Here is a 19,148-nt window from a genome sequence, read left to right on the forward strand (position 1 = left end):
AACACGGTCGCGTGATCACATGAAATTTCGGTCATGCGAAAGGCCAATCCGCTGCATGGGAGAAACCGCAGCTTTCGAAACGGGCATGAAGCCCGGTAAATGGGAGCTAGGCGACGAGGTCCGGCACAGGCCCGATATAGCGTGACTGCGGACGGATCAGCCTTCCGGTGGTCTGCTGCTCGCGCGCATGCGCGACCCATCCGGCAACACGCCCGGCTGCGAAGACATTGCTGAACGCCTCGGGCGGAAACCCTGCCGCTTCCAGCACCAGAGCGGTGTAAAATTCGACATTGGTCTGCAACGAACGCTGCGGCTTAGCAGTCCGAAGCACGTCGAGCGCGGCTTGCTCGACCGTCTCGGCGAAAGCCAGCCGCCTGCCGGTGTCACCCTCACCGCCAAGCGTGCGCACCACCGCTTTCAGGACATCGGCACGCGGATCGCGCACGCGGTAGATGCGGTGACCGAAGCCCATGATGCGTTCGCCATGCGCGATCTCGTCGCGCAGCCAGCCGGCCGCATCGCCATGCGCGGCGATGGCGTCGAGCATGTCGATGACCGGGCCGGGCGCGCCGCCATGCAGCGGCCCCTTGAGCGCGCCAAGCCCGGCCAGCACCGACGATGTCAGGCCGGCCAGGGTCGAAGCGACGACGCGGGTGGCGAAGGTCGAGGCATTGAGGCCATGATCGCAAACGGTCACCAGATAGGTGTCGAGCGCCTTTGCCGATGCCGGCGACGGGACCGTTCCCCTGAGCATCCTCAACATGTCGGTGGCATGGTTCGCCTTGCCGTCGGGTGCGATCGGCTGCTCGCCGCGCCGCGGGCGCAGCAGGGCCGGCGTCAGCACCGCGGGCGCAGCGATCAGCCGCAAGGCGTCGGCCAGCGTTTCGCCATCCGGCAGCAAAGCCATGCCGGCGCGCATGGCGCTGTAGAGTTCGAGCGGCGCCAGCAGGGGCAGCGAAGGCGCGAGCCGTTCGAAAACCTCGACGCGTGCCTCGCCCAACCGTGCCGCCAGTTCGGCGTCACCGGGCAGATCGTCGAAGAAGCCGCCCAGCAGCAGGCGGACGACCCGGGCGTAACTCCATCGTCCAGCCAAGTCCCCAAGCGAATGGCCTCGGATCGTCAGGCGGCCGCCCAGGCCATCCACGTCGGACAGCACGGTTTCGGCCGCCACCACATCATCGAGCCCATTCGCCATGGCCTTGTCTCCTTGAAGCTTTTCCCGGTGGGAGATAAGGATGGACGCCATAAGCATCAATCTTGATCAATAGAATCAATATCCGAGCTCGATATGTCCGAATGGTTGTCGCGGGAAGAGGCGCTGGAAAGGCTCGGGGTGAGGCCGCAGACGCTCTATGCCTATGTCAGCCGCGGGCGCATCGGCATGCGCCCGGATCGGGCAGATCCGCGCCGCAGCCAGTACCGCGCCGACGACATCGCGGCGCTGGCAACCCGAAGGGCGCGCGGACGCAGCCCCTCGGCCATCGCCGAAAGCGCGATCGCCTGGGGCGAGCCGTCGCTCGTCACCGCGATTTCGACCGTCTGGCACGGCAGCCTCATCTATCGGGGCCGGGATGCCGTTGCGCTGTCCGACCATGCCACGCTGGAAGAAACCGCTGGACTGCTCTGGGCTCTGTCCGGCCCGGTCCATTTCGAAGCATCGCCACCAGATGCGCCGCGCCCGACCGGCCGCGCCCAGGCGTTTGTGCAACTCGCTTCGCTTGCCGGCCAGGCGCGGCCTTCGCTTGGACGAAATGCTGCCTCGCTGTGCACCGATGCCGCGCACGCGATCGGCGTGCTGGCCAGCGCCCTCGGTGCCGAGGCGGGGCCGGAACCAGTGCACCAGCGATTGGCGCGGGGCTGGTCGGTGGACGACGATGGCGCGGATGCGATCCGGCGTGCGCTTGTGCTGCTTGCCGATCACGAACTCAACGCGTCGACCTTCGCGGCCCGCGTCGCGGCCTCGACCGGAGCCTCGCCCGCCGCTTGTCTGCTGGCCGGCCTGACGACACTGTCCGGTCCCCGCCACGGCGGCGCCGGCGAAGCGGTGATGCAACTCGCCGAAGACGCGATGCGGCATGGTGCCGATGCCGCGGTCCGGCGCTGGCTTGGCCACGACCGGCCACTGCCGGGATTCGGCCACCAGCTCTATCCCGAGGGCGATCCCCGGGCCACGGCGCTTCTGGCGGACTTCGACAACACCAACGAAACATTGCGGTCGCTGGAAACCGCCGCCATGGCGGCGACCGGCGCCCAACCGAATATCGATTTTGCCCTGGCCGTGCTGGCGCACGGCCTTGGCTTGAAGCGCGATGCACCGTTCCACCTCTTCGCGCTTGGACGCAGCGTCGGCTGGGTGGCACATCTGGTCGAACAGATCGTGAGCGGCAGCATCATCCGGCCGCGCGGCCGCTATGAGGGATTGCTGCCATAAATCGCGTGAGCGCTATGCGCTCACGACATCGTGTCGAGCTTGCGCTGCATGGCCGCGATCTGGTCCTTCAACTGCTGCAGATCGTCGGACTTCTCAGCCGCTTCCTTCCTGGCCGGCTCGGCGGGGGCCGCTGCCGGAGCCGAGCCCGCCGGCGGAAAAGGCGTGAACAGCCGCATCGCGTTCTGGAACATTTCCATGTTTCGGCGCGTCTGTTCTTCCAGTGCCTTGATCGGCGTCGCCATCTTCATCACGTCCAGTGGCGACTTGCCGATGGCGCCCTTCATCTGCTCGCGGAACCGCTCTTGTTCCTTGGAGAAGGCGATCATCGATTGCTCGAGGAAGCTCGGCACGATCATCTGCATCTGATCGCCGTAGAAAGCGATCAACTGGCGCAGGAACGGGATCGGCAGCATGTTCTGCCCATCCTTGTTCTCCAGCTCGAAAATGATCTGGGTCAGTACCGGATGGGTAATGTCGTCACCGGTCTTGGCGTCCTGAACGGTGAACTCCTCGCCCTTCTTGACCATTTCGGCCAGATCCTCGAGCGTCACATACGTACTCGTCCCCGTATTATAGAGGCGGCGATTGGCGTATTTCTTGATAATGATAGGGTCGTCTTTTGCGGCCATCTGCATCCTCCCCGGACACCGGCACGCCTCAGTAAGCAGCCGGTAACGATTGCGCCCTTTTTGAGGATATGCGCAAAAGCCTCATAATTCCAAGCAGTTTGTGCACTGCGGCATCATATAATGCTGCATGGCAGGCAAAATATGCTGCGCGGCAGCGACCGGACCGCCGGCACCGCGATGCGCGGCCCATTTGCGGCGCATCGGCGCCATGCCGATTTCCGGTTTGACTTGGGGTTGGGAAAGGGCAAGAAAAGTCCTCAACGGCACAACCACACCCTTGAAGTCTGGAGAAGAAAATGTCCGCTTCCATCGTCATTGCCAGCGCCGCGCGCACGGCTGTAGGCTCCTTCAACGGCGCCTTCGCCGCGACGCCCGCGCATGAGCTCGGCGCCGTCGTCGTCCAGGAACTTTTGGCGCGTGCCGGGGTCGAACCGGCCGAGATTGACGAGGTTATCCTTGGCCAGGTGCTGACCGCGGCGCAAGGCCAGAACCCGGCCCGCCAGGCCTCGATCCTTGCCGGGCTGCCCAAGGAGACCACCGCCTGGGGCCTCAACCAGGTTTGCGGTTCGGGCCTGCGCGCCATCGCGCTCGGCATGCAGCAGATCGCCACCGGCGACGCCAAGGTGATCATTGCCGGCGGCCAGGAATCGATGTCGCTGTCGCCGCACGCCGAGCACCTTCGCGCCGGCGTCAAAATGGGCGACTACAAGATGATCGACACCATGATCAAGGACGGGTTGTGGGACGCCTTCAATGGCTACCACATGGGCAACACCGCCGAGAACGTCGCCCGCCAGTTCCAGATCACCCGCGACGACCAGGACCAGTTCGCATTGGCCTCGCAGAACAAGGCCGAGGCCGCGCAGAAGGCGGGCAAGTTCAAGGACGAGATCGTCGCCTTCACCATCAAGGGCAAGAAGGGCGACACGGTTGTCGATCAGGACGAATACATCCGCCACGGCGCCACGATCGACGCCATGACAAAGCTGAAGCCGGCCTTCGACAAGGATGGCACGGTGACGGCCGCCAATGCCTCCGGCATCAATGACGGTGCCGCCGGCGCGCTGCTGATGAGCGAAACGGAAGCCGCCAGGCGCGGCATCACCCCGCTGGCGCGCATCGCCTCCTGGGCGACCGCCGGCGTCGATCCGGCGATCATGGGCACCGGACCCATTCCCGCTTCACGCAAGGCCTTGGAACGAGCCGGTTGGTCGGCAGGGGATCTCGACCTCGTCGAGGCCAATGAGGCGTTCGCCGCACAGGCCTGCGCCGTCAACAAGGACATGGGCTGGGATCCCGCGATCGTCAACGTCAATGGCGGCGCCATCGCCATCGGCCACCCGATCGGCGCCTCGGGCGCCCGCATCTTCAACACGCTGGTCTTCGAAATGCGCCGACGCGGCGCCAAGAAGGGGCTGGCCACCCTATGCATCGGCGGCGGCATGGGCGTCGCCATGTGCGTGGAGGCTTTCTGATAGACTTCGGACGGGCGGCGCAAGCCGCCCGTTTCACATGTGGTGCCTATGGTAAGTCCAGTGCCTGCCAAGCCCGACAACAGGGCGATTCAAGAAGGGGAAATGCATGACCAAGGTTGCAATCGTCACGGGTGGATCGCGCGGCATCGGCGCGGCGATCTCGATCGCTTTGAAGAACGCCGGCTATTCGGTTGCCGCGAACTACGCCGGCAACGACGAGGCGGCGGCGAAGTTCAAGGCGCAGACCGGCATTCCGGTCTACAAATGGTCGGTCGCCGACTATGACGCTTGCGCGGCCGGTATCAAACAAGTCGAAGCCGACCTCGGCCCTGTCTCGGTGCTGGTCAACAATGCCGGCATCACCCGCGACGCCATGTTCCACAAGATCACCCGCGAGCAGTGGAAAGAGGTGATCGATACCAATCTGTCCGGTGTCTTCAACATGACCCATCCGCTGTGGGGCGGCATGCGCGACCGCAAGTTCGGCCGCGTCATCACCATCTCCTCGATCAACGGCCAGAAGGGCCAGGCCGGTCAGGTCAATTACTCCGCCGCCAAGGCCGGCGACATCGGCTTCTCGAAGGCGCTCGCCCAGGAAGGCGCCCGCGCGGGCATCACCGTCAACGTCATCTGCCCTGGCTACATCGCCACCGAGATGGTCAAGGCGATCGACGAAAAGGTGCTCAACGAGCGCATCATCCCGCAAATCCCGGTCGGCCGTCTTGGCGAGCCGGAAGAGATCGCGCGCTGCGTGGTCTTCCTCGCTTCGCAAGATGCCGGCTTCATCACCGGCTCGACCCTCACCGCCAATGGCGGCCAGTACTTCGTCTGAGACGTCTGCTCGCGCGGTCCAAGGCTGCGGATCCATAAGTACCTGCGGTAAGCGGACCGGAAATCGGTCCGTTCCAAATGGCGCCTGACTCCTGGAAGACGTGCTGTTACGCAATGGCCCAATTCGGCACGCAAAGGTTAATGCCGGTAGGCGCGTCTGTGCGAACCCTGTGGTTAAGCCTGTGGATTCTCGGTGGATAAGCTGTTCACAACACAAGATATTGAGAGAACAAAAGCAGAAAATACGGCCGGCGCTGCTTTGTCGCCGATTCGTTCCGGCTTTGAGCCCAATGTTAAGATTAATGGCCGCGATAAGCTGCTATTCTTTAACGTCGAGTTTAGAAAGATTAACAGTTTCATAAGCTTATCCGAGCGCGCACCGCCTCCCCTCATTGTTCCCGGCGGAAGTTAACGGCAGGACCCGCCCAGCATAAAACGGGCCAGTTCGGCGATTCAGCATGTGGTGAGACTCGTGGTCCCAAAATCCATATCTAGCCGTGAACAAAAGCTGAATCTGGCGGAGTCGCCGATTCGTCGCTGATTCGTTCCAGACTCGTTCCAACTGTTAAGCAGGGCTGATTTGCGGAGTGAGGCGGGCGTCTGCGGAACCCTGCCGGAACATTCTGCTTTCGCTTCGCGCTCGAAAACCCTATGTGTCGGCTGTCATACGCGCCACCCTGGCACGCTCCCGACCACGAGAGGCCAGAAAGCCTTATTTCCGAGCCGATGAACATCCAGCCGAAACATACCGAGCCGCTGATCCTGTCGGGCCGCGACGTGACCGCCGTGCTTGGGCCAACCAATACCGGCAAGACCCATCTCGCCATCGAGCGCATGGTGGCGCACGAAACCGGTGTCATCGGCCTGCCGCTGAGGCTGCTGGCCCGCGAGGTCTACACGCGCGTCTGCGAAAAGGTCGGTGCCAACAAAGTGGCGCTGATCACCGGCGAGGAGAAGATCCAGCCGCCGGGCGCCAAATATTCGGTCTGCACCGTCGAAGCCATGCCGCGTGAAACCGACGCCGCCTTTGTTGCCATCGACGAGGTGCAACTGGCCGGCGACCTCGAGCGCGGCCATATCTTCACCGACCGCATCCTGCATCTGCGCGGCCGCCAGGAGACGCTGCTGCTTGGCGCGGCCACCATGCACGGCATTCTCCAGCGGCTGCTGAAAGGCATCTCCGTAGTGACGCGGCCGCGGCTGTCACATCTGGCCTATGCCGGCTCCAAGAAACTGACCCGCTTGCCCAGGCGTACCGCGATCGTCGCCTTCTCCGCCGACGAGGTCTATGCCATCGCCGAACTCATCCGCCGCCAGCAGGGTGGTGCGGCCGTCGTTCTCGGGGCCCTGTCGCCCCGCACTCGCAATGCCCAGGTGGCGCTGTTCCAGTCGGGCGATGTCGACTATCTCATTGCCACCGACGCGATCGGCATGGGCCTCAACCTTGACCTCGACCATGTGGCCTTCGCCCAGAACCGCAAGTTCGACGGCTACCAGTACCGCAATCTTACGGCAGCCGAGCTCGGCCAGATCGCCGGCCGCGCCGGCCGGCATCTGCGCGACGGCACGTTCGGCGTCACCGGCCAGGTCGATCCGCTGGACGAGGATCTCGTCCAGAAGATCGAGGGCCATGACTTCGACCCGGTGAAGGTGCTGCAGTGGCGCACCGCCCAATTCGATTTCGCCAGCCTTGATGCGCTGAAGCGCTCGATCGAAACCAACGCGCCGGTCGAGGGCCTGACACGCGCGCTGCCGGCCGTCGATGCGCAAGCGCTCGAACATCTCTCCCGCGACGAAGACATCCGCGCGCTCGCCACCAATGCCAAGCGCGTGGCGTTGCTGTGGGAAGCCTGCGCCCTGCCCGACTATCGCAAGATCGCGCCTGCCCAGCATGCCGACCTCATCGCCTCGATCTACATGGACCTCGCCCGGCAGGGCCATGTCGACGAGAACTACATGGCCGAACAGGTGCGCCGCGCCGACACCACCGAGGGCGACATCGACACGCTGTCGCACCGCATCGCCCAGATCCGCACCTGGACATTCGTGTCGAACCGGCCCGGCTGGCTGGCCGATCAGGCACACTGGCAGGAAAAGACGCGCGAAATCGAAGACAGATTGTCGGATGCGCTGCATGAGCGGTTGACGAAACGCTTTGTAGACCGCAGGACTTCCGTCCTCATGCGGCGCCTTAGAGAAAATACCATGCCTGAAGCCGAAATCAGTCCTACCGGAACCGTCCTTGTCGAAGGCCATCATGTCGGCGAGTTGCAAGGGTTCCGCTTCACCGCCGACCAGACCGCCGGCGGCGAAGACGCCAAGGCCGTGCGCACTGCCGCGCAAAAGGCGCTTGCCGCCGAGTTCGAGGCACGCGCGGAGCGCTTCGGCGCCTGCGCCAATGGCGATCTCGCGCTCGGTTCGGACGGCACGCTGCGCTGGATCGGCGCGCCGATAGGCACGCTGGTCTCGGGCGAAGACGCGCTGAAGCCGCGCCTGGTGTTGCTGGCTGACGAACAGCTGACGGGCCCGGCGCGCGACAAGGTCGCGGCGCGCGCCGAACGCTTCGTCAATTTCCAGATCGAGTCGTTGTTGAAGCCGCTGGTCGATCTGAAAAACGCCGAGCAGATTTCCGGCATCGGCCGTGGCATCGCTTTCCAGCTGGTCGAGAATTTCGGCCTCATCAACCGTCGTGACATCGCCGAAGAGATGAAATCCTTGGACCAGGAAGGCCGCGCGGCGCTGCGCCGGCTTGGCGTCCGCTTCGGCGCATACCACGTGTTCGTGCCGGCGCTGATCAAGCCGGCACCCGCTGGGCTGGTGACGCTGCTTTGGGCGCTGAAGAACGACGGCAAGGACAAGCCAGGCTTCGGCGACGTCGTCCACTCGCTGGCCTCGGGCCGCACCTCTGTTGTCATCGACCCGGCCTTCGACAAAGCCTTCTACAAGCTCGCTGGGTACCGCAATCTCGGCCGCCGCGCCGTGCGCATCGACATTCTGGAGCGGCTGGCCGACCTGATCCGCCCGGCGACCAACTGGAAGCCCGGCCTTGGCCAGCGTCCGGACGGCGCCTATGACGGCCAGTCATTCATGGTGACGCCGCCGATGATGTCGATCCTTGGCGCAACCGCCGACGACATGGAAGAGATCCTCAAGGGTCTCGGCTATCGCGCCGAGCCGAAGCCGGCCGCGGAAGTCAAGGCACGGCTGGAAGCGCAGGACAATGCCGCGCGGGAAGCCGCCGCGGCCAAGCAGGCAGCCGAAGAAGCAGCCCGCGCGGAACAAGCCAAGGCGGCGGAAGCGGCGGCTTCGCCGGCCGCCGAGGGAGCCGAACTGGTGTCGGATGCGGCAACCGCCGTGGAGACACAGGTTCCAGCCGAAGTCGCAGCCGACGCGACGGTGGAAACCGTCGCGCAAGAGCAGGCGGAAGCCACCGCTGAAGTTGCGGAGGAGCCTGTAGCCGCTGTCGAAGTCGCCGAGCCGGCGCCGGTTGAGCCGTGGGCCGAACCTGAAACCGCCGAGGCTGACGCGGCACCCACCGAGGAAACAGCAGCGGCGGAGCCCGCCGTCGAAGCCTCCGCGTCGACGGAAGCTGCCGTGGCGGGAGCCGCCGGTGAACCCGTGCCGGAAGCCGAAGCGCCAAAGCCGATCCTGCTGTGGCGCCAAGGTCGCTTCGACCAGCGTCCGCGTCATCGCGACGGCCGCAACAACCGGCCGCAAAACGGACAGGCGCGCGGCCGAAGCAACGCGCCGGCCGGCGGCGAACAGGCAACAGACGCGCCGGCGGACCGTCCCGCACACGAAGGACGCCGCGACGCCGCCGGAAAGCCGCGCTTCGACCGCTCGAAGTACAAGCCCAAGCCGCAAGCTGAGGGCGCTGAGCGCCACGACGGCCGCCCGCAGGGCGAGCGTCCCGAGCGCCGCGAAGGCCGGCCAGACTGGAAGGGCGGCAGGCCGGAAGGCAAGGGTGCCGATCGCGGCGGAAAGCCCGCCTTCCAGCCCAAGCCGCGCGAGGAGCGCCAGGTACGTTTCGATCCGGACTCGCCCTTCGCCAAGCTCGCCGCCTTGCGCGACCAATTGAAGAAGTAAATTCGCTGCGATGGTTGCTGAAGGCCGTCAGCGCATCGACAAATGGCTGTTCTTCTCGCGCGCGGTGAAATCGCGCTCGCTGGCGGCCAAATTGGTGGTCGCCGGCCGTGTTCGCATCAATCGCGACAAAGCAGCGCAGGCCTCCGATCTGGTCAAGCCAGGCGACGTGCTGACCATCACGCTCGACCGGCGTATCTTCGTCTGGAAGGTGCTCGGCGCAGGCGCGCGGCGCGGCCCGTCCGAGGAAGCTCGCACTCTTTATCAAGACATGTCGCCCCCGCCCGCACCGAAAGGCGACACCCCGCCCGATGCTATCCCGGCGATGCGCGAGGCAGGCAGCGGCCGCCCGACCAAAAAAGAGCGTCGCCAGACCGACCGATTGCGCGACGAAGATTGAGCCTGTCGATCGACGCGGATGTGCTCTCCCGCGGCAACGGCAACCAAAACAGATTTGGACCGGCAAACGAACGTCGGTGAGGGGTGTGCGACCGTCCGGCACCGCCGATCTGAAATTCAATTCCCAAACTCTGGCGCCACTGGGAATGGCTACTCTTGCAAGCAGCCGATAAAGGCGTTACCTCACGGAAAAAGCCAGCAAAAACGGGACATCCCGGAGCCGACCGATGACCTATGTCGTGACCGACAACTGCATCAAATGCAAATATATGGACTGCATCGAGGTCTGTCCGGTCGACTGTTTCTACGAAGGCGAGAACATGCTCGTCATCCATCCCGACGAGTGCATCGACTGCGGCGTCTGCGAGCCGGAATGCCCGGCCGACGCGATCAAGCCCGACACCGAGTCCGGCCTCGACAAATGGCTGCAGATCAACACCGAATATGCCGATAAATGGCCCAACATCACCGCCAAGAAGGAGCCGCCCGCCGACGCCAAGAGCTTCGACGGCGAGGTCGGCAAATTCGAGAAATACTTCTCCGCCGAGCCCGGCGAAGGCGATTGACAACGCCGCTGTAAAGGCTTGTATGACGCAGCGTAACAGGCACGCCGGATTAACCGCCTTGACAGGCGGCGATTGGTTGTGGCCTCCGCTTACGCAGCAAAACCTTGATTCTTCCGACTTTTTGTGTTACATCAGCGAAACATGCCGGTGACACAACGTCGATTTATGGCGCAGACGCCCCAAATCACTGAAAGGTGAAAATCCCATTTCGGACCAGAGCGATCTGGGCCAGGCGGTCGCAATTCTTGCGGTTTGCCGGTCCCGGCTTTTCCGGTGGGTTCATCTGTTGTGCGGCTAATGATCGGTGACCCCGGTCACGCGAGTTCAGCCGGCACCGCCGCCGGCCCACAACAAGGAGTTCAGGGCGTAATGGCAACGATCACCCCGCAGAAGAAGTCCACAGCTGCACGTCACGGTTTCAAGACCGGCGAGTTCATCGTCTATCCGGCGCATGGCGTCGGCCAGATCGTCTCGATCGACGAGCAGGAAGTGGCCGGCCACAAGCTGGAACTGTTCGTCATCGACTTCCAGAAGGACAAGATGCGCCTGAAGGTGCCGGTCGCCAAGGCGACCTCGATCGGCATGCGCAAGCTGTCGGAGGAGGATTATGTCGAGCGCGCGCTGAAGGTCGTGCAGGGCCGCGCCCGCGTCAAGCGCACCATGTGGTCGCGCCGTGCCCAGGAATATGATGCCAAGATCAATTCGGGCGACCTGATCTCGATTTCGGAGGTCGTGCGCGACCTCTATCGCGCCGATAACCAGCCGGAGCAGTCCTATTCCGAACGCCAGCTCTACGAGGCGGCACTCGACCGCATGGCCCGCGAGATCGCGGCCGTCAACCGCATGTCGGAAACCGAAGCCGTACGCCTGATCGAGGTCAACCTCAACAAAGGCCCTAAGCGTGGCGCCAAGGCCGACAATGAGGAAGCCGAGCAGGAAGAAGCTGCCTGAGCTTTTTCGCATTCAAGTTAACGAAAACCCGGCCTCGCGCCGGGTTTTTTGTATTTGGGGAAGGCCGCGATTGTCGCGCCTATGCGCCTCCGTCCTTCTCCGCCGCCTCCTGCTTCAGCGTGGCGATAAACCGCTTGGTGCGTTCGCGCTCCGGATTGCCGAACAGCTTGGCGGATGGCCCCTGCTCGACGATGACGCCGGCGTCGAGGAACACCGCCTCCTGGGCGATCTTGGAGGCCAGGCGCAAATCATGCGTCGCCATCACCATGGTCGTTCCCTCGCTGGCGAGCTGACCCAGCACATCGACCACCTCCTGCGCCAGCTCCGGGTCGAGCGCCGAAGTCGGTTCGTCGCACAGCAGCACCTTCGGCGACGGCGCCAGCGCACGGGCGATCGCCACGCGCTGCTGCTGGCCGCCCGACAGCGTCGCCGGCCAGGCATCCGCCTTATGCACCATGCCGACCTTCTCCAGCAGCGCGAGTGCCCGTTCATGCGCCTTCTGCGGCGACCATTTGAGCACCGTAACCAAGCCTTCCATGACATTTTCGATGGCGGTGCGATGCGGAAACAACTGGAAATTCTGGAACACCATGCCGGTCTGCAGGCGCAGACGCCTTATGTCCGCCGCCGGGACCTTCCCGCCCGGGCGGAACTCAAGCGTCTCGTCGCCGATCCGCACCCTGCCCGAAGTTGGGATCTCCAGCAGGTTGATGCAGCGCAGCAGCGTGCTTTTCCCCCCGCCGGAAGGGCCGACAAGCGCGGTGACGCTGCCTTCGGCGATGGCGACAGTCACCCCCTTCAGCACGAGATTGTCGCCGAAACGCTTTTCGATGTTGGTGAGGCTGATCATGAGCGTGCCTCCAGGAAGCCGCCATAGCGGTTGAGCCGCTCCTCCAGCCGCGTCTGCAAGGCCGACAGCACCGAACTCATCGCCAGATAGAGGATCGCCGCCTCGACATAGAGGATGAGCGGCTCGTAGGTGGTGGCGACGATGCGTTGCGCCGCCTGGAACATCTCCGGAACGGTGATGGCGGCGGCCAGCGACGTGTCCTTGACCAGCGAGATGAAGGTGTTGGAGAGCGGCGGCACCGCCACCCGTCCGGCTTGCGGCAGAATGGTGCGCCGCATCGCTTGGCCCCAGGTCATCCCGATGGAATAGGCGGCCTCCCACTGGCCCTTGGGCACCGAGCCGATGGCTGCCCGGATGATTTCCGACGTGTAGGCGCCGATGTTTAGCGTGAAGCCGATCAGCGCCGCGGTGAAGGCGTCAAGCAGGATGCCGACCGACGGCAGGCCGTAGAAGATCAGGAAGAGCTGCACCAGGAGTGGCGTGCCGCGGAAGATCCAGACATAGAAGCGCGCGAGCGCCACCAGCGGCTTCGGGCCGAACAGCCGGCCTAGCGCCGCGCCCAGCCCCACCGTCAGGCCGAGCACGAAGGACAGCAGCGTCAGCGGCACCGTAAAGATCAACGCTGCCCACAGCAGCGAAGGCAGCGAGTCCAGCATCAGTTGCAGCCAGTGCGGCACGAAATATCCTCCGGAATGGAAGGGCGTCATCGAAGCGCGAATGCGTCAGCCATATCACGACAAAAGCGGCGAGCCGTCAAAGACGGCTCGCCGCTGGATGCGTGGCAGGGCGACAGCCGGCCCTTCTTGGTGAACTACTTCGAGACGTCCTGGCCGAAATAGGTGTCTGCGATCTTCTGGTAGGTGCCGTCGGCCTTGATGTCGGCCAGCGCCTTGTTGATGGCAGCGACCAGCTCCGGATCGCCCTTGCGAACGATGACGCCGGAGTAATCGGCATTCTCTTCCTGGGCGGCGATCTTCACGTTGGCGTCCGGCTTGTGCTTCTTGAAGTCGAGGAACGACAGGCTGTCATTGATCGTAGCGTCCGCACGGCCGGTCAAAAGCAGCTGGATCGACTGGTCGAAGCCGTCGGTGCCGACCAGTTCGGCGCCATTGGTTTCGGCCAGCTTGCCGAAATTGGATGTCAGCGACTGCGCCGCCTTCTTGCCCTTGAGGTCGGCGAAGGTCTTGATGTCGGTGTTGTCGCCGCGCACGATCAGCACTGCCTTGGAAGCGATATAGGGATCGGAAAAGTCGTACTTGGCCTTGCGGGCGTCGGTGATGCCGACTTCGTTGATGACGGCATCATAACGGTTGACGTCGAGGCCGGCGATCAGCCCGTCCCACTTGCCTTCGAGGAACTCAGCCTTGACGCCGAGCTTATCGGCGATCGCCTTGGCGATTTCGACATCGAAGCCAACCAGCGCACCGGAAGCGTCATGGTAGGTGAACGGAGCGTAGGTGCCCTCCGTGCCGACCTTGATGACTCCGGCCTGCTTGATCTGGTCGAGATTGGCGCCGGCGTGGGCCGATGCGATGGCCAGGGCCTGCAACGTTCCGGCGATGATGAGTGATTTGAGCCATTTCATTTTTCTGTGATCCCGTCCTTGGCCGGTAACCCGGCATGCTGTGAGGGCTGGAAAATGGCAGATGCCGATCGAAAAAATAAGGAATGAAATTTCAAAGAGAGCGTCTCTCAGAAATCAAATTCTCCGGAAGGAATTTACTCGCAAGCTCGGAAGTTCCAGACAACTGCGCGGACGCTAGCGCTCGCCCTGCCCGCACCGGCGGAACCTTTCCCGCGCATGACAGTTTTGGCTGTTGTAGGGCACGCCGCCGTCATTTCAAGCCGGTGTCTGCCAAGTTGCCTCGCCGAGCCACGGAGCGCCTTATGATGGAAGACACGGCAGGACGGATCATGGTCCGCGCGGCAATGAAGGCGCCCTATCTCGAGCGCGAGGAGGAGCATCGGCTGGCATTGCTCTGGAAAGTAAACAACGACCAGAACGCGCTGCACAGCATCACGGTTGCCCACATGCGGCTGGTTATTTCCATGGCCTCGAAATTCCGCCACTACGGGCTGCCGCTCGGCGATCTGGTTCAGGAAGGCCATGTCGGACTGCTGGAGGCCGCCGCACGTTTTGAACCAGAGCGCGAGGTGCGGTTCTCGACCTACGCGACGTGGTGGATCCGCGCCTCGATGCAGGACTACATCCTGCGCAACTGGTCGATTGTGCGCGGCGGCACCAGTTCGGCGCAAAAAGCCCTGTTCTTCAATCTCAGACGCTTGCGTGCGCGTCTGGCGAACGGCGCCGAGCCGCTGTCCAATACAAATCTCTACCGCGAGGTGTCGGTTGCGCTTGGTGTCTCCGAGGCTGATGTGGCGATGATGGATTCACGGCTGTCGGCTCCGGATTCTTCGCTGAACGTACCGCTGGCCGACGATGCGGGCGGCACCGAGCGGATGGATTTTCTGGTCTCGGACGATCCCTTGCCCGACGAAATTGTCGGCGACAAAATCGATGTCGCGCGCCGCTCGCTCTGGCTCAAGGAAGCGCTTCACGCGCTCAACGCGCGTGAACTCAGGATCATCGAGGAACGCCGGCTGAATGATGAGGGGGCCACGCTAGAGGCGCTCGGCGAGACGCTCGGCATCTCCAAGGAACGTGTCCGCCAGATCGAGGCGCGCGCCATGGAAAAGCTCAAGGTCGCCCTGGTGAAGCAGAATCCGGAATTCATGGCGACGGCCGCCTGATCTCCCGCTCGAGCTTTTATTTGTCGGTGACGATCTTGACCTTGTCGCCGGCCGAAACCGCGGCCCCCGGCGACAGCGCATTGAGCACGCGGAACAGGTCGAGCTTGCGGTCGACGCCAACCATCTGCGCGGCAAGCGACCCCATCGTCTGTCCCGGCTGCACGGTGAGCACGCGAATATGCAGTGGTTTCAGTGCCGCCTTCTCGGCGGGGCTGAGGATGCGGAAGGAGCCGCTGACCGAGCGCGCCACCGTTTCAAGCGAGGTGCTGGCCGAAGGGGCGGCCGTCAGCAATCGGTAGACCTGACCGCCGGCGCGGATCACGGCGATATCGAACTGCCAGCCTTCGGCGCCTGCATGCGCGGTCGCCGCCTCATTGCCGTTGATGGTTTCCTGCTTGACGGTGCTGTCGTCGAGGCCGGCCACCCAGCCGCTTCTGATATAGTCGGTCAGGGCGCGATTCTTGTCTATCGAAACACCGTCGAAGCGGATCGCTATATCGCCGGGGCCGGTCGCCGTCACCGCCGCCGCCGAATTGTCGATGATGAAACCGTCCGGCACCGTGAACGACACGCCCAAGCCTGGATGCAGGAAGGTTTCACCGCGCACATAGCCCTCTTCCGGCGTGTCGCCGTAAAGCAGGCCGTCTATGCCGGCGAGGAAGGAATCGCGGTCGCGTGTACCGAAGCCGGGCGCACCGAACTGTCGGGCGTGACGCTGTGCCAAATCGATGCGTTGCGGCGTGTTGGGGTGCGTCGCCAGGAAGTCGAGGCTGGCGTCGGTGGCGCCGCTGATCGAGCGGAAATCGGTATAGGCCGACATCGACTGCAGGAAGCGGCCGGCGGCATAGGGATCGTAGCCGGCTTCGCCGATCGACTTGATACCGATGGCGTCAGCCTCAAGCTCCTGGTTGCGCGAGAACTGCGCCAGCCTGAGCTTGCCGCGGATAAGTGCAGCCTTGGCGGTCGGGCTGTCGCCAAGCACATCGGAAACGACCTTGGTCGCCAGACCTTCCTCGGCCTCCAGCTGCTGGCGCTGCAGCCCATGATTGGCGGTGACGTGGCCCATCTCATGCGCGATGACGGCGGCGAGCTCGGACGAGTCATTGGCCAGCGCCAAGAGGCCGCGCGTTATGTAGAGATAGCCGCCCGGCAGCGCGAAGGCGTTGACGTTGGGCGAATTGAGGATGGTGATGCGGTAGGTCTGGGTCGGGTTCGCCGACACCACGGTCAAATTGCCGACCACCTTGGCCACCATGCGTTCGAGCTTGGGATCTGAATATTCGCCGCCATAGGTCGCCAGGATGCGCGGATGCTGCGCCTTGGCGAGTTCCGCGAGCTTGTTGTTGGCGGCGACATTGTCGACCGTGATCGGCTTGTCGGATGGCTGGAAGCCTGATTCCTGCACTTCCGGAGGCGTGAACATCTGGCAGCTTGCCAGCGCCACGGCAAAGCCGGCCAGCGCCATAAAGCGCGCCAGCGGGTTCATTCGTAGCCTGTCAACGCCGATCGCCAGAACGGCTTCCTTTCAGGTCCCTGCGCATGACCACATGCGCAAAACAAAACTGCTACAGTATCCGTCACGCGCCCCTCGAAGCATGCGGCGGAAGCTGTAGGCAAATCACGGCCTGTGCCGGACCGGTATCGGGCGGACCTAGCCACACTACTCCAGTCATGGCAAGCAAGCGCCACATCGCGTCGGGCCGGTTTGAGCGTAAATTATGTCCGCTTCCGGGCAATATCTCGTGATAAAGCACCCCCGCCACCCGCTCCGATATAGCGCCGGAATGCCTCCGGACCAGCCCCGGCAAAGAAATCATCTGCCGTGCCGATAGAGGCGACGGCGCCGTTCTCGAGAAACACCAGCCTCTGAGCGATGCGGCGGGCATCTTGCGGCTGATGCGTGACGAACAGTACCGTCATGCCACGCTCGGCATGCAGGCCGGCAACGAGGTCGAGCATATCGTCTCGCAAGGCGGGCCCAAGCGAAGCGAAAGGCTCGTCGAGCAGCAACACCGGGCGGTCACGCACCAGCACGCGAGCCAGGGCGACGCGCTGGCGCTCACCGCCGGAAAGTTCGCGCGGCAGCCGCTTCTCCTTGCCGGCAAGGCCGGTGCGCGCAAGCGCATCGGTGATCGCAGCGCGGTCGGCTTCGGCTAGCCGCAACGATGGCGAACGGCCGAGCCCGACATTCTGCTCGACGGAAAGATGCGCGAAAAGGTTGTTTTCCTGAAAAACCATCGACACCGGCCGCGTCGCCGGTGGCGCGGTGCTGACATCGGCCCCGCCGATCAGCACGCGGCCGGATCGCGGCGGCTCGAACCCGGCCACCAGATTGAGCAACGTCGACTTTCCGGAGCCGCTCGGTCCCATGATGGCGGTGATTTGCCCCGCCGTGAACTCGGCATCGAAGGCGAACAACGCCTCGCCATAGCTGAACGAAACCTTGTCCAGCCGCACCGAAACCCCTTTGCCGCCACCCGCCTCGTCAGACATTGCTGGCCGTCTCCTTTCCCAGCCGGTCCGCCGCCAGCACCAATCCCAGGCAGACAAGGCCGAGCAGCAGCGCCAAGCCGGCGGCGTCCTCGGTTCGGTAGCTGCCCATGCGCGCCAGGAGAAGGTAGGGCAAGGTCTGCACGGAATCACTGCCGAACAGGGCGATGACGCCGAGATCGCCGAGCGACAGTGCCATGGCGAAGGCAAAAGCGGTGGCCACCGGGCGCCGCAACGTCGGCCGGTCGACCAACCACAGTCTTGACCAGCCGGAAATTCCGAGCTGCGCACAGAGCCGCTCGTGCCGCTCGCTTGCCGCATCATAGGCGGGACGGATGGCGCGCAGCGCAAAAGGCATCGCCATGACAGCGTTGACGGTGACGACCATGAGCGGGGCGATGGCAAAGACATCGCCGACATGGCGCAGCAACAGGAACCAGCCGGCGCCGACGACGATCGGCGGCACGACCAGGACGAACCCAGCGCCGGTATCGGTGGCCTCTTCGAGCAGTGTCCTTGCCCCGAAGCGGCGGTTCGACGCCAGCGCCCTGCGCGCCATGGTCAATGCCAGCGAAAGCATCACCGAAAGCAATGCCGATAGGAAAGCGAGTACAGCACTGGTCAGCGTCGCCTGACGGACACTGGCCTCGCCGGCAAGCCGGCCGAGGTCGGCGCCAAGTCCGGCCGCCACGGTCGCCACCATCGGCCCGGCGACGAAGAGCAAGGCCAACACGATGAGCGTCGCGTTCAGCCAGGCTTCAGTCCTGTTGACGGAGAGGTAGCGGCGCGGCGCGACCGGCAGGTTGGCGTCGCCGACGACGTCGGCTCCGAGCCGGGTCAACGTCAGCACCACGATGAAGGTCAAGGCGATCTGCAGCAGTGTCAGCGCAACAGCCCTCGCGGGATCGAAATCGAAGCGCAATGCCTGATAGATGCCGACTTCGAGCGTCGTCGCGCCGGGCCCGCCGCCGAGCGTCAGCACGATGGTGAAGGATGTGATGCACAGCATGAAGACAAGTCCGGCGACACCGGGCAGCGCAGCACGCAGCGTCGGCCACTCGATCAGCCGGAATGCCGGCCGCGCCCCCATGCCGAGCTGGCTCGCCAGCCGCCATTGGTCGGAGGGAATGGTCTGCAGCGCCTCGAGGAGCAGACGTGTGGCCAGCGGCAGATTGAAGAAGACATGCGCGACGAGAATGCCGGACAGGCCATAGATGCCCGGCCAACCCTGGCCGCCAGCCCAGTTGAACAGGCCCGCCAAATAGCCGGCGCGGCCATAAAGCGCCAGGATGCCGAGCGCCGCGACTATCGCCGGCAGCGCCAGCGGCACGGCGAAGAGCTGCAAGATGAAGGCACGGCCGAAAAACCGTGGATGCCGCGACAGCGCCCGCGCCACGAACAGGGCCGGCCCGACCGAGAGCAGCGTCGACAGGGCCGCTTGCAAGAGCGTGAACCGCACGACCCGGAACAGGTAGGGATCGAACGCGGCCCAAGCGCCGGAAAAATCGCGAGCACCTTCCACAAGCAGCCCCGCAAACGCGCCGCCGATCAAAATGGCGATGGCGGCGAGCCCTATGATGCCGGCTGTGACGCGGGTATCAGAGCGGGTTTGCACGCCGCACCATCAACGATTGGGTGAAGCTTAGGGAGCGTCGCCGTAGAGCGTTCATGTCACGAGATTAGCCCACAAAA

At 64.0% G+C, this 19,148-nt stretch carries 18 protein-coding genes; 9 read left to right on the forward strand and 9 right to left on the reverse strand.

Annotated elements, in window-relative coordinates:
* Positions 1-106: 106 nt before the first annotated feature.
* Entirely contained in the window at positions 107-1,195 is a 1,089-nt protein-coding gene (locus tag AC3CB8_RS01655) for a citrate synthase/methylcitrate synthase (protein ID WP_023784813.1), read from the reverse strand.
* Positions 1,196-1,288: 93 nt separating this feature from the next.
* Here AC3CB8_RS01655 and AC3CB8_RS01660 point away from each other — a divergent pair, with 93 nt between their 5' ends.
* A complete protein-coding gene (locus AC3CB8_RS01660; protein ID WP_023784814.1) occupies positions 1,289-2,431 on the forward strand; it encodes a citrate/2-methylcitrate synthase in 1,143 nt (380 codons plus the stop codon).
* A gap of 20 nt (positions 2,432-2,451) precedes the next feature.
* On the opposite strand, the gene phaR is transcribed toward AC3CB8_RS01660, so the two are convergent.
* Together phaR and AC3CB8_RS01670 are read right to left on the reverse strand one after the other, a co-directional pair.
* Positions 2,452-3,060 (reverse strand): polyhydroxyalkanoate synthesis repressor PhaR, encoded by a 609-nt coding sequence (gene phaR / locus AC3CB8_RS01665; protein ID WP_023773927.1) that lies wholly within the window; start codon positions 3,058-3,060, stop codon positions 2,452-2,454.
* Between the two features lie 81 nt (positions 3,061-3,141).
* Positions 3,142-3,270, reverse strand: coding sequence for a hypothetical protein (locus AC3CB8_RS01670; RefSeq protein WP_023773926.1), 129 nt, complete (start codon positions 3,268-3,270; stop codon positions 3,142-3,144).
* 86 nt (positions 3,271-3,356) lie between these two features.
* Between AC3CB8_RS01670 and AC3CB8_RS01675 the strand changes: the two genes are divergently transcribed.
* From AC3CB8_RS01675 to AC3CB8_RS01705, 7 genes are all read left to right on the forward strand, one after another.
* A complete protein-coding gene (locus tag AC3CB8_RS01675) occupies positions 3,357-4,535 on the forward strand; it encodes an acetyl-CoA C-acetyltransferase (protein WP_023784815.1) in 1,179 nt (392 codons plus the stop codon).
* Between the two features lie 106 nt (positions 4,536-4,641).
* Entirely contained in the window at positions 4,642-5,367 is a 726-nt protein-coding gene (gene phbB / locus AC3CB8_RS01680) for an acetoacetyl-CoA reductase (RefSeq protein ID WP_015315305.1), read from the forward strand.
* A gap of 192 nt (positions 5,368-5,559) precedes the next feature.
* Entirely contained in the window at positions 5,560-5,778 is a 219-nt protein-coding gene (locus AC3CB8_RS01685) for a hypothetical protein (protein ID WP_156942055.1), read from the forward strand.
* Between the two features lie 314 nt (positions 5,779-6,092).
* A complete protein-coding gene (locus AC3CB8_RS01690; RefSeq protein WP_352726609.1) occupies positions 6,093-9,452 on the forward strand; it encodes a helicase-related protein in 3,360 nt (1,119 codons plus the stop codon).
* A gap of 10 nt (positions 9,453-9,462) precedes the next feature.
* A complete protein-coding gene (locus AC3CB8_RS01695; protein WP_023773923.1) occupies positions 9,463-9,849 on the forward strand; it encodes an RNA-binding S4 domain-containing protein in 387 nt (128 codons plus the stop codon).
* Between the two features lie 226 nt (positions 9,850-10,075).
* Positions 10,076-10,414: a ferredoxin FdxA gene (gene fdxA, locus AC3CB8_RS01700; protein WP_352564237.1), complete on the forward strand. Its 339-nt coding sequence runs from the start codon at positions 10,076-10,078 to the stop codon at positions 10,412-10,414.
* A 369-nt stretch (positions 10,415-10,783) separates the two neighbouring features.
* The gene (locus tag AC3CB8_RS01705) at positions 10,784-11,365 is read left to right on the forward strand and encodes a CarD family transcriptional regulator (protein ID WP_015315301.1); all 582 of its coding nucleotides are present in this window, start codon (positions 10,784-10,786) and stop codon (positions 11,363-11,365) included.
* Between the two features lie 79 nt (positions 11,366-11,444).
* Here the strand turns inward: AC3CB8_RS01705 and AC3CB8_RS01710 are convergent, their stop codons facing one another.
* The 3 genes from AC3CB8_RS01710 to AC3CB8_RS01720 form a co-directional block, all read right to left on the reverse strand.
* Positions 11,445-12,215: an amino acid ABC transporter ATP-binding protein gene (locus AC3CB8_RS01710; RefSeq protein WP_352564239.1), complete on the reverse strand. Its 771-nt coding sequence runs from the start codon at positions 12,213-12,215 to the stop codon at positions 11,445-11,447.
* Entirely contained in the window at positions 12,212-12,892 is a 681-nt protein-coding gene (locus AC3CB8_RS01715) for an amino acid ABC transporter permease (protein WP_352564241.1), read from the reverse strand. Before AC3CB8_RS01715 ends, AC3CB8_RS01710 begins: the two co-directional genes overlap by 4 nt.
* Before the next feature lie 134 nt (positions 12,893-13,026).
* Positions 13,027-13,800 (reverse strand): amino acid ABC transporter substrate-binding protein, encoded by a 774-nt coding sequence (locus AC3CB8_RS01720; RefSeq protein ID WP_023773920.1) that lies wholly within the window; start codon positions 13,798-13,800, stop codon positions 13,027-13,029.
* Between the two features lie 302 nt (positions 13,801-14,102).
* Between AC3CB8_RS01720 and AC3CB8_RS01725 the strand changes: the two genes are divergently transcribed.
* Positions 14,103-14,966 (forward strand): RNA polymerase factor sigma-32, encoded by an 864-nt coding sequence (locus AC3CB8_RS01725; RefSeq protein ID WP_023773919.1) that lies wholly within the window; start codon positions 14,103-14,105, stop codon positions 14,964-14,966.
* A gap of 16 nt (positions 14,967-14,982) precedes the next feature.
* On the opposite strand, the gene AC3CB8_RS01730 is transcribed toward AC3CB8_RS01725, so the two are convergent.
* From AC3CB8_RS01730 to thiP, 3 genes are all read right to left on the reverse strand, one after another.
* Positions 14,983-16,452 (reverse strand): M48 family metalloprotease, encoded by a 1,470-nt coding sequence (locus AC3CB8_RS01730; RefSeq protein ID WP_023773918.1) that lies wholly within the window; start codon positions 16,450-16,452, stop codon positions 14,983-14,985.
* Between the two features lie 230 nt (positions 16,453-16,682).
* Positions 16,683-17,459, reverse strand: coding sequence for a thiamine ABC transporter ATP-binding protein (thiQ, locus tag AC3CB8_RS01735; protein WP_352567013.1), 777 nt, complete (start codon positions 17,457-17,459; stop codon positions 16,683-16,685).
* Positions 17,452-19,071 (reverse strand): thiamine/thiamine pyrophosphate ABC transporter permease, encoded by a 1,620-nt coding sequence (gene thiP, locus AC3CB8_RS01740; protein ID WP_352567014.1) that lies wholly within the window; start codon positions 19,069-19,071, stop codon positions 17,452-17,454. Before thiP ends, thiQ begins: the two co-directional genes overlap by 8 nt.
* Positions 19,072-19,148: the final 77 nt, after the last annotated feature.

The organism is Mesorhizobium sp. P160927, assembly GCF_057766385.1.